The 15,185-nt window shown below is 39.4% G+C and carries 13 protein-coding genes; 6 read left to right on the plus strand and 7 right to left on the minus strand.

Translation table 11 applies throughout. The features are described from left to right. The 4 genes from atpD to GILLI_RS09120 all read right to left on the minus strand — a co-directional run. On the minus strand, positions 1-1,219 hold a 1,219-nt coding region (gene atpD / locus GILLI_RS09105; RefSeq protein ID WP_006988811.1), incomplete at its 3' end, for a F0F1 ATP synthase subunit beta. A 301-nt stretch (positions 1,220-1,520) separates the two neighbouring features. After that, positions 1,521-3,368: a glutamine--fructose-6-phosphate transaminase (isomerizing) gene (glmS, locus tag GILLI_RS09110; protein WP_006988812.1), complete on the minus strand. Its 1,848-nt coding sequence runs from the start codon at positions 3,366-3,368 to the stop codon at positions 1,521-1,523. Positions 3,369-3,371: 3 nt separating this feature from the next. Then, positions 3,372-4,928, minus strand: coding sequence for a BamH family beta-barrel-assembly machinery protein (bamH, locus tag GILLI_RS09115; protein WP_006988813.1), 1,557 nt, complete (start codon positions 4,926-4,928; stop codon positions 3,372-3,374). 14 nt (positions 4,929-4,942) lie between these two features. Beyond that, entirely contained in the window at positions 4,943-5,755 is an 813-nt protein-coding gene (locus GILLI_RS09120; protein WP_006988814.1) for a glycogen/starch synthase, read from the minus strand. A gap of 101 nt (positions 5,756-5,856) precedes the next feature. Between GILLI_RS09120 and panC the strand changes: the two genes are divergently transcribed. The 6 genes from panC (at position 5,857) to GILLI_RS09150 (ending at position 11,976) form a co-directional block, all read left to right on the plus strand. Then, complete coding sequence (gene panC / locus GILLI_RS09125) at positions 5,857-6,708, plus strand: pantoate--beta-alanine ligase (protein ID WP_006988815.1); 852 nt, start codon at positions 5,857-5,859, stop codon at positions 6,706-6,708. Between the two features lie 9 nt (positions 6,709-6,717). Then, the gene (panD, locus tag GILLI_RS09130) at positions 6,718-7,068 is read left to right on the plus strand and encodes an aspartate 1-decarboxylase (protein WP_006988816.1); all 351 of its coding nucleotides are present in this window, start codon (positions 6,718-6,720) and stop codon (positions 7,066-7,068) included. 3 nt (positions 7,069-7,071) lie between these two features. Further along, a complete protein-coding gene (locus GILLI_RS09135) occupies positions 7,072-8,037 on the plus strand; it encodes a lysylphosphatidylglycerol synthase transmembrane domain-containing protein (RefSeq protein WP_006988817.1) in 966 nt (321 codons plus the stop codon). A 35-nt stretch (positions 8,038-8,072) separates the two neighbouring features. Next, entirely contained in the window at positions 8,073-9,221 is a 1,149-nt protein-coding gene (locus GILLI_RS09140) for an alpha/beta hydrolase (RefSeq protein ID WP_006988818.1), read from the plus strand. Positions 9,222-9,437: 216 nt separating this feature from the next. Further along, positions 9,438-10,802: a DNA repair protein RadA gene (gene radA, locus GILLI_RS09145; protein ID WP_006988819.1), complete on the plus strand. Its 1,365-nt coding sequence runs from the start codon at positions 9,438-9,440 to the stop codon at positions 10,800-10,802. A gap of 31 nt (positions 10,803-10,833) precedes the next feature. Continuing rightward, positions 10,834-11,976, plus strand: a complete 1,143-nt coding sequence (locus GILLI_RS09150; protein ID WP_006988820.1) for a M23 family metallopeptidase — start codon at positions 10,834-10,836, stop codon at positions 11,974-11,976. A gap of 3 nt (positions 11,977-11,979) precedes the next feature. Here GILLI_RS09150 and GILLI_RS09155 read toward each other — a convergent pair whose 3' ends face one another. The 3 genes from GILLI_RS09155 to GILLI_RS09165 form a co-directional block, all read right to left on the minus strand. Next, on the minus strand, positions 11,980-13,014 hold the full coding sequence (locus tag GILLI_RS09155) for an aldo/keto reductase (protein ID WP_006988821.1): 1,035 nt from the start codon (positions 13,012-13,014) through the stop codon (positions 11,980-11,982). A 219-nt stretch (positions 13,015-13,233) separates the two neighbouring features. After that, positions 13,234-14,193 (minus strand): OmpA/MotB family protein, encoded by a 960-nt coding sequence (locus GILLI_RS09160; RefSeq protein WP_006988822.1) that lies wholly within the window; start codon positions 14,191-14,193, stop codon positions 13,234-13,236. Between the two features lie 12 nt (positions 14,194-14,205). Continuing rightward, complete coding sequence (locus GILLI_RS09165) at positions 14,206-14,967, minus strand: exodeoxyribonuclease III (RefSeq protein WP_006988823.1); 762 nt, start codon at positions 14,965-14,967, stop codon at positions 14,206-14,208. Positions 14,968-15,185 lie beyond the last annotated feature (218 nt).

The raw sequence follows: 15,185 nt of genomic DNA on the forward strand, positions 1-15,185 counted from the left end.
AACGTTGCAGCAGCTCTTTTACGCGTTGCGCACAATTATAATGCTCTGGTCCAAGGATCTCGGCAGTAAGAATTCTTGAAGTAGAATCCAAAGGATCTACCGCAGGATAAATACCAAGCTCCGCGATTTTACGTGAAAGTACTGTAGTTGCATCCAGGTGGGCAAAGGTTGTTGCCGGCGCCGGATCGGTTAAATCATCTGCAGGCACATAAACCGCCTGAACCGATGTAATAGAACCATTTTTAGTAGAAGTAATACGTTCCTGCATAGCTCCCATCTCTGTAGCTAAGGTAGGTTGGTAACCAACGGCAGAAGGCATCCTTCCTAAAAGGGCAGAAACCTCAGATCCTGCCTGAGTGAAACGGAAAATGTTATCTACAAAGAAAAGTACATCTTTTCCTTGTCCTTCCCCCGCTCCATCACGAAAATATTCGGCTATAGTAAGTCCGGAAAGTGCAACACGTGCACGTGCTCCCGGTGGCTCATTCATTTGTCCGAAAACGAAGGTTGCTTTAGATTCCTTTAAAGCAGCTTTATCTACTTTAGAGAGGTCCCATCCTCCTTCTTCCATAGAGTGCATAAAGTCATCTCCATATTTTATAATTCCAGATTCCAACATCTCTCTCAAAAGGTCATTCCCTTCTCTCGTTCTTTCACCAACTCCGGCGAATACGGATAGACCACCATGTCCCTTTGCAATGTTGTTTATCAATTCCTGGATAAGTACTGTTTTTCCAACACCAGCTCCTCCAAACAATCCAATTTTACCACCTTTTGCATAAGGCTCAATAAGATCGATAACTTTTATTCCGGTAAATAAAACTTCTGTGGAAACAGATAAATCTTCAAATCTTGGTGCATCACGGTGAATTGGCAATCCATGCTCACCTGCTTTTGGCAAATTCTCCATTCCATCAATGGCATCTCCAATCACATTGAATAATCGGCCATACACATCTTTTCCAATAGGCATTTGTATAGGTGCTCCTGTGGCTACTACTTCTACTCCCCTGCTCAATCCATCGGTAGAATCCATGGAAACGGTCCTTACAGTGTTCTCTCCAACGTGGGATTGAACTTCAAGAACCAGAATAGATCCATCCTTTCTGGTGATTTCAAGAGAATCGTAAATTTTTGGTAATCCAGTATTTTCTGAATTAAAAGCTACATCCACTACAGGACCAATAATTTGTGCAACCTTACCTGTGATTTTAGACATTATCTATTCCTTTAATGTTTAATATAATAATTGTTATAATTCTGTTCGACAAATACTTATAAAATCCGAATTCATCAAAATTTTGTTTCAGGCTGCAAAGATAGTTTTTTCTTTATAAAATTCTACAGGCTTCCCAACAACTTTTTTTCGGTTTTTGTTCAGCACGGATTTCAAATCCGTGCTAACTATTTCTCCTCCGTACTAACTGTTTCTCCTTAATTATTTTTACAATTGCTTCCGAAGAAAACAAAAAAAACCTTCCGAATAGATCGAAAGGGTTCTTTGAATTAACACAAAAAAATTACTCCACCGTAACCGATTTCGCCAAATTTCTAGGCTGATCAACGTTTTTACCCAACATCACAGCGATATGATAGGATAAAAGCTGAAGTGGAATCGTAGTTAATAACGGAGTTAATGACTCGATGGTTTCCGGAATTTCGATTACATAATCTGCCAGTTCTCTTACGGCCTCATCTCCCTCTGTAACAATTCCAATAATTTTCCCCTGCCTGGCCTTTATTTCCTGAACATTGCTCACTACTTTGTCATAATGCCCTTTACTGGTAGCAATTACAACTACTGGCATGGATTCATCGATTAAGGCAATAGGCCCATGTTTCATTTCGGCTGCCGGGTAACCTTCTGCGTGGATATAGGAAATTTCCTTAAGTTTTAAAGCTCCTTCCAATGCTACAGGGAAATTATATCCCCTTCCTAAATAAAGGCAATTAGGTGAATTCTTATATTTTTCAGCTATTATTTTTATATGATCGTTTTCTTCCAGCACTTTAGTGATTTTTGCCGGAATTCTTTCCAATTCCTGCAAATGGAATCTAAAAGTTGAATCGGATATTGTACCGCGATGTTTGGCCAATTTTAAAGCCATTAAAGTAAGTACTGTAATTTGAGTGGTAAAAGCTTTGGTAGAAGCTACCCCAATCTCGGGACCTGCATGTGTATATGCGCCGGCATGAGCTTCTCTGGATATAGAGGATCCAACCACATTACATACACCAAAAACAAAGGCTCCTTTTTCTTTAGCTAGTTTTATAGCCGCCATAGTATCTGCGGTTTCACCACTTTGAGAAATCGCTATTACCACATCATTTTCAGAAATTACAGGATTTCGGTATCGGAATTCAGAAGCATATTCTACTTCCACCGGGATCCGGGCCAAATCCTCAAAAATATATTCTGCAACTAATCCGGCGTGCCAGGAAGTTCCACAAGCAACAATAATGATTCTTTTTGCATTTGCGATGCGTGCCATATTATCATCTACCCCTGCCATTCTAATAATCCCTTCTTCTACCAACATTCTTCCGCGGTAAGTATCGGTTATCGCATCTGGTTGTTCGTAGATCTCCTTCAGCATAAAATGATCGTACCCAGCTTTTTCAATTTGCTCCAGGTTGAGTTGAAGCTCTTGAATATAAGGATCTACCAGAGAATCATCATGGATCTTTCTCACCTTTATTTCTTTCCCAAGTCGTACCACGGCCATTTCCCCGTCTTCCAGGTAAATTGCATTGCTTGTAAATTCTATAAACGGAGAAGCATCCGAGGCTATAAAAAATTCATTTTCGCCAATTCCAATTGCCAATGGACTTCCCAATCGAGCGACAACAAGCTCATTAGGTTTTCTGGTATCAAAAACAGTGATAGCATAAGCGCCCACGGTTTGGTTAAGTGCTATTTGCACCGCCTTACCAAGTTTCACTTTTTCGTTTATCATGACATCCTCTATCAGATTCACCAGCACTTCCGTATCTGTATCTGACTGAAAGGTGTATCCCCTTTTTACAAGTTCTTTTTTAAGAGTTGCAAAATTTTCTATTATCCCGTTATGTATTATCACCAAATTCCCTGAATTTGAATAATGAGGGTGCGAATTTACATCGTTAGGAACTCCGTGAGTTGCCCATCTTGTATGCCCTATCCCTACATGTCCTTTTGTAGAGGTAGTGCTCTCAAACTTCGCTTTAAGATCGGCAACCTTCCCTTTGGTCTTGCATAGATTAAGCTGTTCCCCATCATATAATGCAATTCCTGCGCTATCATAACCTCTATATTCAAGTCTTTCCAAGCCTTTCAAAACTATTGGATAAGCATCTCTATGTCCAATATATCCTACAATTCCACACATATCTTAATTGTTAGTTTCCGTATAAATAATATTAAATTTCAATCTTTTGCCTGGATCACTTTCCAAATTCCCATGAAGCACTGTTCCTCGAGGTGTGATTACAGAAGCTGAAGGCACTCTGTCAATCCCATCAACAGGGTTTTTTAAGGCTGAATTTGCCAGTAAATTAATATTTTGAGTTATTACAAGACCAAGTTTCACATTCTCGCCATCCTCACCAAGAATTTGCTTAACATGCTCCGTGATCCTTATCTTATAACTTATTCCGTTTTTATCTTCATCCCTTACCAATCTTCCAGAATGATTCGTGAGAGAAATCAATGGGAAATCAACATTCGGTTGATCTATCCTATAATCAAATAGTGGCTGATTTGTCTTCAGGTTGTAAAGATAAATTCTCTCCGGTTCTGAATTTCCACCAAAAACCTTATCCTGATCAACAAAAAAGGTTAAACTTGCCTCATTGATTAGCCAGTTATTCGCCCTTAACTCCTCCAGCTCAGCTTCATCCTCGAAAAGATTTATTACTGCCATACTGCCCGCTCCACCATTCAGATAAAGATTTTCTGCACCAGTTTCTTCAGAAGCTTCTTGGATCTCCAGGGCAATTTGCGCTGGAAGTTCCTGAGAATATGTGTTCACAGTATTCCCTCCAAGGTCGAGTTTATAAGATCCCGGAATTTCTGTAATAGAATCTTCCACTGTTTGAAAAGCCGTATAATACAGGACAATTCCTGCTTCGTTACCACTTAAATTCAACAACATCATCGAGCCGCTGCCATCTAACGGTTCTGCTTCAAAATACAAGCCTCTTATAAAATTTCTGAAGTTGTTATTGTTGGACAATTCTGAAGAGCCCTGCTTATCTATAATATTCTCCTTGAAGAATTGCGTTGGCAAAGGAACCCTTAACCTGGGACTTACTCTTACAGTATCAATTTCATTTCCCGGTGTGCTTGGATCATTTTCAAAATAGACCACTTCACTTGCTGATGGCTGAAAAGATTCATCAACATAAAGCGGATCACCAATCAAACTGGCCTTAAAAACAGGGCCTTGATCGGAGTAATATTTTTGCCGATCTTCAAAATTGCTTTCAGGATCAAAGTCATTTAAAAAGAAATTTGATCTGCTAACTTTCAATTTAAAAGGGGAATCACCATATACGGAATCCAACCTAAAAACAGGATTTCCATCTTCGTCTGGCTCTAACCTTGTACTAAAATATGGCAGTGTTAAAATAACGCTATCCAGCCTGGGCTCATTTCCAAAATCGGGCTTAGGGCTTGAAAGTGATAATTGAGAGAGCACACTGGCTGTTTGTAGCCCGTAAACAGGCTCTTTATAAACGCCCAGTAAATTTACGGGCAAACCGTTTGTTTGAACTGCGCCTAAATTCTTACTATGCGCTTGAACTCCGGCGCTGTAGGAAGGTAAAGAATCAAATTCCCCACCTATAAGCTCTCCACCAATTGTAGTAAAATCATCATCACAGGACACTAATGCCAGAACAGCGATTAATACAGCCGGTATAAAGCCTAATCTTTTCAATAAAATCATTGGGTATAAGTTACTTATTGTGATAAAACCTGAGTAGTGTAAAATTCTTGATACGCTGAAGAAAATTCCTCCGGACTTTTATAATCCAAAACAGGCTTGTCCAGTTTGCTTAAATATTTCTTTAATTCTTCAGGGATGTTGTCGCCCGCTATAATTGCGGCATCAGAATTGTCAATAGCCGTTTTCATGATATTCACGTAATCCGGTTTCTTAAGATGCTTCACATCTTCTTCTTCCAAACCATCAAAAAGAATTTTTTTATTCATCTTCTTATCTAACGTGCCATCAAAGCTTTGATTGTATACCGAGGTAATAATTTTGGCTTCAGAGAACAAGGGCTCTTTTCCGTAATAATTCCTGATGTACAATGGCAATAATGAAGACAACCATCCATGAACATGGATTATATCCGGAGACCAGTTAAGTTTCTTCACGGTTTCAATTACCCCTTTTGCAAAGAAAATAGCACGTTCATCATTGTCTGGAAACATATTTCCATCCTCATCAGTCAACGTGGCTTTTCTTTTAAAATAATCTTCATTATCAATAAAATAAACCTGCATTCTTTCCTTGGGAATAGAAGCAACTTTTATAATAAGCGGCATGTCCAGATCATCGATTACCAAATTCATCCCAGATAACCGTATCACTTCGTGCAATTGGTGTCTCCTTTCATTGATATTGCCATAACGAGGCATGAATATTCTAATTTGGCCTCCCAGCCCATTTACCATTCTGGCAGCATCAAAAGACATAGATGATATATCGGTTTCGGGCAGGTAAGGAATTACTTCAGATGATACGTATAATATCCTCTTATCTTTCATATGTGTATTGCTTTTGCGAATAAAAAACATGCAAAATTACAAAATTTTATGCAGTTTGACGGTAATATCTTAAGTTTGCACGCTGTTAATTTTATAATAAAATGCAGATATTTAGAGAAAAAGCCCTTTTACAGCGTGAGATTTCACGCCTTAAGAAGAAAAAAAATACGATTGGATTCGTGCCTACTATGGGCGCTTTGCATCTGGGACACCTCTCTCTTGTGAAGCAGGCCGCTAAAGCTTGTGATGCCGTAGTGGTGAGTATTTTTATTAATCCAACCCAGTTTGACAATCTTAAGGATCTTGAAAACTATCCCCGTACTTTAGATACAGATATCGCTTTACTGAAAGATTTACAGCTGGATTTACTTCTTTTTACTCCGAATACTGAAGAATTATATGGAAAACAGATCCAGGCAGGGCATTTTGATTTTGATGGAATTGAAAATGAAATGGAAGGAAAATACAGAACCGGACATTTTAACGGAGTTGGTACTGTAGTGAAAAGACTTTTTGAAATAGTTCTACCCGATAAGGCATTTTTTGGGGAAAAAGACTTTCAGCAATTACAAATCATTAGAAAATTAAACGAAAAACAGAATCTGGGCGTCGATGTGATCGGCTGCCCTATAGATCGTGAAGATACCGGCTTGGCAAGGAGTTCAAGAAATGACCGACTAAGCGCTAATTTAAGGAAAGAAGCTTCTTTTATATATCAGATGCTGATGAAAGTAAAGGGGAAATTTGGCATAGAAAATGCCAATGAAATAAAAGGTTGGGTGGAAAATGAATTTAAGAACCACCCAGATTTAAAGCTGGAATATTTTGAAATAGCCGATTCAAAAACTCTTAAATCTGGAAAAAATAACGATCAGAAATTAACATACAGGGCTTTTATTGCTGCCTATGCCGGAGAGGTTAGGCTAATTGACAATATTGCCTTAAATTATTAAAATTCAAAAATGCAAATTCACGTAGTAAAATCTAAAATACACCGCGTAAAATGTACCGGAGCCGATCTTGATTATATCGGGAGCATTACCATTGATCAGGACCTTATGGATGCCGCCAATATTATTGAAGGAGAAAAAGTACAAATAGTGAACAACAATAACGGGGAACGTCTTGAAACATACGCGATCCCCGGACCCAGAAATTCTGGTGAGATCACTTTAAACGGAGCCGCTGCAAGAAGAGTGGCAAAAGGTGATGTTCTTATCCTTATCACATACGCGATCATGGAGCTGGAAGAAGCCAAAGCTTTTAAACCATCCCTTGTGTTTCCCGATGAAGAAACCAATCTCCTCAATTAATTTTTGAAAAGATCCACAAAAAAAATATTAAAAATTATACTCCCACTTTCACTGGGAGTTTTTTTAATTTGGTATTCCATAAAAAATTCTACCCCTTCAGAGAGAGAACAATTATTGGAAAATATTACCCAGGCCCATCCCGGATGGATTCTTCTATCTATGTTGTTAGGACTGCTATCTCATATTTCCCGTGCATACCGTTGGAAATTCTTATTGGAACCTATGGGATACAAACCCAAATTCCTAAACAGTTTTATGGCCGTTATGGTAGCCTACCTCGCAAATTTTGGAATTCCAAGATCCGGGGAAGTCCTTAGGGGAGTTACCATCTCCACATACGAGAAAATACCTTTCGAAAAAGCTTTTGGAACAATAATTTCTGAAAGAATTGCCGATTTTATTATGCTTTTGCTCATTATTGGTATTGCAATGATCTTGCAAACAGAATATTTGCTTACCTATTTTAAGGAAAACAATATAAATCCTTTTCTAACCATTGCGATTCTTTTTGGACTTTTAGCCGCTGGGGTCCTTACCTTAAAACTTATTAGAAAATCCAAAAATGGGGTTATCCTGAAGATTAAAGTTTTTGCTAAAGGTTTGTTGGAAGGAATGCGAAGTATTTTAAAAATGAAGAATAAAGGAGCGTTCATTTTTCACACGGTCTTCATTTGGCTCATGTATGTCTTGATGTTCTATGCGCTTGTTTTTACAGTTCCTGAAACCGCAGCAATGCCTTTTGGCGTGGTGATGATGGCCTTTGTGGTAGGCTCCTTTGCAATTTCCGCAACCAATGGAGGAATTGGGGTTTATCCCATTGCTATAGGCGCGAGTCTAATGCTGTTTGGAATTAGCAAAGAAGCTGGCGAAGCATTTGGATGGATTACCTGGGGAACACAAACCCTACTGGTGATTTTGGCAGGAGGATTTTCTTTCCTTTTTCTTCCAATTTTTAACCGTCAAAAATAATAGCTACATTGTGTGGTAATCAAAAAACTTAACCTATGCACAAAAAACTACTTTTGCTGTTACTTTTAACCCTGCCCAACCTCTTAATTTCCCAGGTTATCCATAAAGAAATATCTTCTTCAAAACTGGGAAAGGAACGGCAGCTAAAGATTCAGCTTCCACGAAACTATGAGCAAAACAAAGAGAAATCCTACCCTATAATCATCGTACTCGATGGCGATTATCTCTTTGAGCCGGTTGCAGGAAACATAGATTATTATTCCTACTGGGAAGATATCCCGGAGATGATCGTTGTTGGGATCAACCAATCCTCTACACGGGAATCCGATGCTTATTTTGATGAAAACACCTTTTTACCCTCCAAAACCGGAGCTGCATTTTTTGAATTCATAGGAATGGAATTAATGCCGTTTCTAGATTCAAATTATAGAACTGCAAATTTCCGCGTGATCGTGGGCCATGATTTCACTTCAAATTTCATTAACTACTACCTCTTAAAGGAGAAGCCATTATTCCGCGGTTATATCAACCTCAGCCCAGATCTTGCTCCGGAAATGGCAAATCGTATCACCACGTCCCTTGAAAAGACAACCGAGCCAATCTGGTATTATCTGGCCACTTCTTCTGAAGATATTTCGGCTTTGAAAGAGCCTATTTTAAGTTTTGATGCTCAATTGAAAAATATCAATAACAAAAACCTGCATTATAACTTTGATAATTTTCAGGATGCAACACATTATACACTCGTAGGGAATGCAATCCCTAAATCGATAGAGCAAATTTTCAAGGTATATCGACCTATTTCCATTCAGGATTATAACAGTATACTTCTACAAACCTCTGTTTCTTCCTATGATTATCTGGTAGAAAAGTATAAAACTATTAAAAGCCTCTTCGGAATCGATAAAAAGATACGATTGAATGATTTTATGGCTGTGTATAATGCGATGGAGAAAACAAGAAGATGGGACGAGTTAAAAGATCTCTCCAAATTAGCCAATGATCATTACCCAAACACGATGCTGGGAACCTATTTTGATGCCCGGTACGACGAGGAAATGGGCAACCCAAAAAGTGCTATGCGGTCCTATCAAAAAGCCTATGGACAGGAACCCATATCTTTTTTAACGGTGGATTTTATGCTGGGAAAAGCAGATCAGATCAAAAAAGATTTCAACTATTAAGAGGCCAATCAATATCTTGAGGCCCGCCCGAACGGTACGGGCGGGCCCGCCTGAATAAAATTCATTTTGGGCAGGCCCACGATGTATAAATTGGTAAATCATTTAAAAAATTCGAGGCGTCCTGATAGAATATCGGGACGGGGAACCTTCCCGACGAGCAGGCGGGTTAAACCCTCCATGAGGGATTAAAAACTTAAAAAAAGAGTCAGGGAAAATATGGCTAAACCAACAACGATCTTCTATTGCCAAAATTGTGGTGGACAACATCCAAAATGGCAGGGCCAGTGCTCTTCATGTAAAGAATGGAACACCCTTGTAGAGGAAGTTATTCAAAAGCCCGATCAAAAAGATTGGAAAACAGCATTGGTACGGGAGGTTAAAAGAACACCAAAACCAACCAAAATAGCCGATATTCAGGTCTCTACGGAAGCCAGGCTAAACACCAATAACCTGGAACTTGACAGGGTTTTGGGTGGCGGACTTGTTCCCGGATCGCTCACCCTTCTTGGGGGTGAGCCGGGAATTGGAAAAAGCACCTTGTTATTGCAAATCTCTTTAAATCTGAAACAAAAAACCTTGTATGTTTCCGGGGAGGAAAGTGAGCAACAAATAAAAATGCGTGCAGAGCGTATCAACCCTAATCCAGCCAATTGCTATATACTGACGGAAACCAAAACCCAGAATATTTTTAAACAAATAGAAACGCTTCAGCCGGAGATCGTGATCATAGATTCCATTCAAACCCTGCACAGTGATTACATTGAAAGTTCTGCCGGAAGCATTTCTCAAATCAGGGAATGCACCACAGAGCTCATTAAGTACGCCAAAGAAACTGGAGTTCCCGTTATCCTCATAGGACATATCACTAAAGAAGGGAGTATAGCCGGACCAAAAGTTTTGGAACATATGGTAGATACCGTGTTGCAATTTGAAGGGGATCGCAATCACGTTTACAGGATCCTGAGAGCACATAAAAACCGATTTGGCTCCACCCATGAGTTAGGAATTTACGAAATGTTGGGCAGCGGATTACGTGAAGTGACCAACCCTTCAGAAATATTGATCTCTAAGAATGATGAAGGCCTGAGCGGAACTGCAATCGCTTCTACTATGGAAGGTATGCGGCCTTTAATGATAGAGATCCAGGCCTTGGTAAGTTCTGCGGTTTATGGGACTCCTCAACGCTCTACAACGGGTTACAATTCGAAACGACTTAACATGCTGCTTGCCGTGCTTGAAAAACGTGCAGGATTTCGATTGGGAGCCAAAGATGTATTTTTGAATGTTACCGGTGGTATTTCTGTAGATGACCCTGCCATAGACCTTGCAGTAATAGCAGCCATTTTATCCTCCAATGAAGATGTTTTCATTGAAAAGGATATTTGTTTTGCTGCAGAAGTAGGCCTGGCCGGAGAATTAAGACCTGTTCCCAGAGTGGAACAACGAATTTTGGAGGCTGAAAAGCTTGGTTTTGCAACAATTATGATCTCAAAACAAACCAAACTTCCGAAGAATAATTACCAGATAAAAATTCAAAGGGCCGCCAGGATTGAAGATGTCGTGCAATTTCTATTTGCTTAGGGTATGGCATAGAATCTGCAGGGAAATATCTATGCAAAGATCGACTTTCTATTTTTTAGGCATTTTATGCGTTGGTAGTTTTATGGGATGCTCACAACTCAACAAAGCAAAAGATCTTATTACAAGTCCTTCAGCAAAAGAAAAGTATCAACAGGAATTTAGCTCTTCTCCAGCGCTTTTCAACCTATGGGAAAATCAAGTAGGCAACGCATTAAAAGACAGCCTTCAAATAGACCTTCCTTATTTTTCAACAGGGGATTTTACGCCAAGGGGATTCCTTATTTATTCCTATAATGTTTCACTAAATCCAGGCGAAAAACTGGGAATAGAAGCGGAAACAGCATCACCGCCGCCAATGGTGTTTATAGATTTGTATCTAAAACAAAACGATTCAATAAAACCCTATAAAATTATTGCTTCCGCCCAATATAAAGAATCCAGATTGACCTATGAAATAAAAGAAACGGGGACCTATAAAATTATAGTTCAACCCGCAATGGAAGCTAATTCTCCTTTTGTTTTTAAAGTTAAAAAATCCCCTGTATATCTTTTTCCGGTTTCTGGAGCAGGCAATAAGAATATGCAAAGTTTTTGGGGAGCTGGCCGGGATGCGGGTAGAAGAAGCCATGAGGGAGTCGATATTTTTGCTGCCAGAGGTACTCCTGTGGTGGCCGCAATCAATGGATATATTACCTCATCTGGTGAAAAAGGCCTTGGAGGCAAACAAGTTTGGCTCAGGGATCCTAAGAGGAGCCAATCTTTGTACTATGCCCATTTAGACAGCATAGAACCCATTTCGGGTAAATTGGTGAAAAGGGGAGATACTTTGGGATATGTAGGTAATACCGGCAATGCCAGAACCACTCCACCGCATTTACATTTTGGGATTTATAAAAATTATCAAGGTGCTATTGACCCTTTATATCATATTTTTCAAATAGAAAATCCGGAATTTAATTCCCGCACAGATACCTTAAAATTATTTTCTATGAAAGTAACCGGGAAAACCGCCAATTTAAGGGATAAACCCTACGCCAACGGCTCCAGAATTATAGGAAATTCAAAATTAAATGATACCCTGATATTTCTAGGAAAATCAAATGATTGGTACCATATACGCACCCTGGGAAATCAGGCTGCTTTTATTCACGAAAATCTTGTTGCCCCTTTATAGTTCTTAAGGTGCCGGATTTGGGATTGCCTCATGAATTTCATTTATCTCCTTTATAATTTCTTCGGAAAGTTTCACTTCAAAACCATCTATATTTTCTGAAAGTTGATCCATAGTGGTTGCTCCAATTATAGTACTGGTAACAAACGGCTGATTTTCTATAAAAGCCAGTGCCAGTTGAACCGGGGTTATTCCATTTTTCTTTGCAAGTGCCACATACCTTGAGGTTGCTTCCACTGCCTGTGGATTTGAATATCTGTTGTATTGAGGAAATAAAGTCAATCTGGAATTTACCGGGGATTCTTTTAAATATTTACCGCTTAAAGTTCCCATTCCCAATGGAGAATAAGGGAGTAACCCAATATTTTCCCGATGAAATATTTCGGTTAAACCAATTTCATCCTTCCTGTTCAAAAGGCTATATGGATTTTGTACCGCGCATATCCTGTGAGCACCATTTCTGGCTTCCTCAACGCATCGCATAACTCCATAGGGGGTTTCATTGGACAATCCTATTTCCCGGATTTTCCCGGACTTTATAAAACCTCCCAAATCAAATAGGATCTTCTTAAAGTTGTCTTGCCATTCTTCATCTTCATCAACGGTAAAGCCTCTTTTGCCAAAAAAGTTGGTATTCCTTTCCGGCCAGTGCAATTGGTACAGGTCTATATAATCTGTCTGGAGCCGCTTCAAACTTGCATCGATAGCCTCGGTAAGCGCAGCCTTGCTGAATCCAAGATTCGGACGGATATGAGCAACCGCATTTCCCTGTCCTGCTATCTTTGAGGCCAGCACTACTTTTTCCCTGTTTCCGGCATTTTTTAGCCAGGAACCTATAATTTTTTCAGTGTTCCCCTGGGTTTCCTTTCGTGCAGGAGTTGAGTACATCTCTGCGGTATCTATAAAATTCACGCCTCTCTCCAAGGCGTAATCCAGCTGCATATGGCCTTCAGCTTCGCTGTTTTGCTGGCCCCAGGTCATGGAACCCAAACATACTTTACTAACTTTAATATCTGTGCCAGGTAAATTGGTGTATTTCATTTAAATGTATAATTAAACTGCTTTAGTCAAAAGCGATAAATTGTATCTATTTTTTTTCAGTAAATCCAGAACCTCCGGGCAGGACCGCCCACGAGAGGTATCAACTCAAAAATCCTTTTAAAAATTCGAAACATCCCGATATTCTATCGGGATGGGGAACCTGCCCGACGGTAAGGCGGGTTAAATCCTCAATGAGGGATTAAAATAATTTAAGAATCTTTACTCCTCCATTTCATTTAACATCTGGCTTATTTCATCCAGTTTGGGAGTTAGGATCACTTCTATTCTTCGGTTTTTAGCTTTACCTTCTGCCGTTGAATTTTGAGCTACTGGAGCAAATTCCCCACGCCCCGCGGCAGTTAAATTTTGGGGATCTATCCCCTTGTTTTCCTGAAGTATCTGAACGATGGAAGTCGCTCTTTTTGTAGAGAGATCCCAGTTGTCATTTAATTGTCCGCTACCTCCATAAGGGACATTGTCTGTATGTCCTTCAATTAAAACTGCGATATCGGGATTTTGAGCAAGAACAGATCCTAATTGCTGAACCGCCTTTCTACCTTCAGAATTAACAGCCCAGCTTCCTGAACTAAACAACAGTTTATTCTCCATTGAAACATAGACTTTCCCATCCCGCTGTTCTACCGTAAGACCTTTTCCTTCAAAATTGGTAAGCGCATTTGAAACTGCCGTTTTTAAAGCATTCATTTTGGCATCTTTCGCTGCTATAAGGCTTTCAAGTTCATTAATTCTATTTATCCGGGCGGTAAGATCCTTTTGCAGTTTTTCCAATCTTGCCTGCTCTGCCGCAAGGGTTTTCTCTTTTTGGTCAAGTTCTGCCAAAAGTTCTCTGTTTTGTCGGGAGTTTTCTGCAAGTACAGATGAACTATTTGCCTCCAATGCATCATAGGAATCTTTCAGGCTTTCATACCTGCCAGAGGTACGCTCGAAATCCTGTTGCAACTGATCTCTTTCTGCTTTTAACCCATCGTATTCCGCCTGAAGCGATGCCAGTTCCTTCTCACCGGATGTTTTTGTTTGTTTAAAATCTTGAGAAAGCTTCAAATTTTTAGACTGAAGATTATCATACCGGGATTGCAAGTCTTTATGCACTTTAGAAGACACACAGGAAGAGACTGATAAGCTCAAAAAAATGACTGTGAAAAATAATATTTTAGACATCCTCATATTTCTTTAATGAATTTCAATTAATACAGGACAATGATCACTATGTCTTGCCTCTGATAGAATAACGGCACGTTTGAGTTTTTCTTTTAAAGGCTCCGATATTAAATTGTAATCTATACGCCAACCTTTATTGTTTTCGCGGGCATTAGCGCGGTAACTCCACCAGGAATAATTATCTGATTCCTTATTTAAATGCCTGAAAGAATCTATAAATCCGCTATTCATAAAATCTTCTATCCACGCTCGTTCTACCGGCAGAAATCCGGAAGTGTTTTTAAGCCGAACAGGATCATGAATATCGATGGCCCGATGGCAAATATTATAATCCCCCGAAATGATCAAATTTGGGATTTGTAGTTTTAATTGGTCTATATATTTCTGAAAGTCGGCCATGAACTGAAACTTATGCTCTAGCCTCTTAATATTTGTTCCTGAAGGAAGGTACAGGCTCATAACCGAGAATCCTTCAAAATCGACTCTTAGAGTCCTGCCTTCAAAATCCATATATTCTATCCCTGTACCAAATTCCACATTCAGGGGTTCGTGCTTGCTTAAGATTGCAACTCCACTATATCCTTTTTTTTGAGCGGGATACCAGTAATTATATTTATAACCGGCATCCTCGAATGGTTTGGTATCAAATTGATCCGGATTTGCCTTTATTTCCTGTAAGCAAAGAATGTCGGGATTTGCGCCTGTTAACCAATCAATAAAACCTTTTCTTAGTGCAGCCCTTATGCCGTTGACATTGTAGGAGATAATTTTCATCTTTTTATTTTATTGTTTTTATTTATCTAATGAAACGTCCCTATAATCATCCACTGTGTGTCAGCTTGCTGTCATGGATGTTTCAATTATGATTCGTCCAATAAGTGCGCGGGATTCTTCCTCGCCCAAAAGCTCGTTCAAAATGACAAAATAACCCGGGTATGTCATTCTAAACGCAGTGAAGAATCCCTACTGTGAGTGCGCGTTGGGCTTAGTGA

It is taken from the genome of Gillisia limnaea DSM 15749 (assembly GCF_000243235.1).
Classification (GTDB): Bacteria; Bacteroidota; Bacteroidia; order Flavobacteriales; family Flavobacteriaceae; genus Gillisia; species Gillisia limnaea.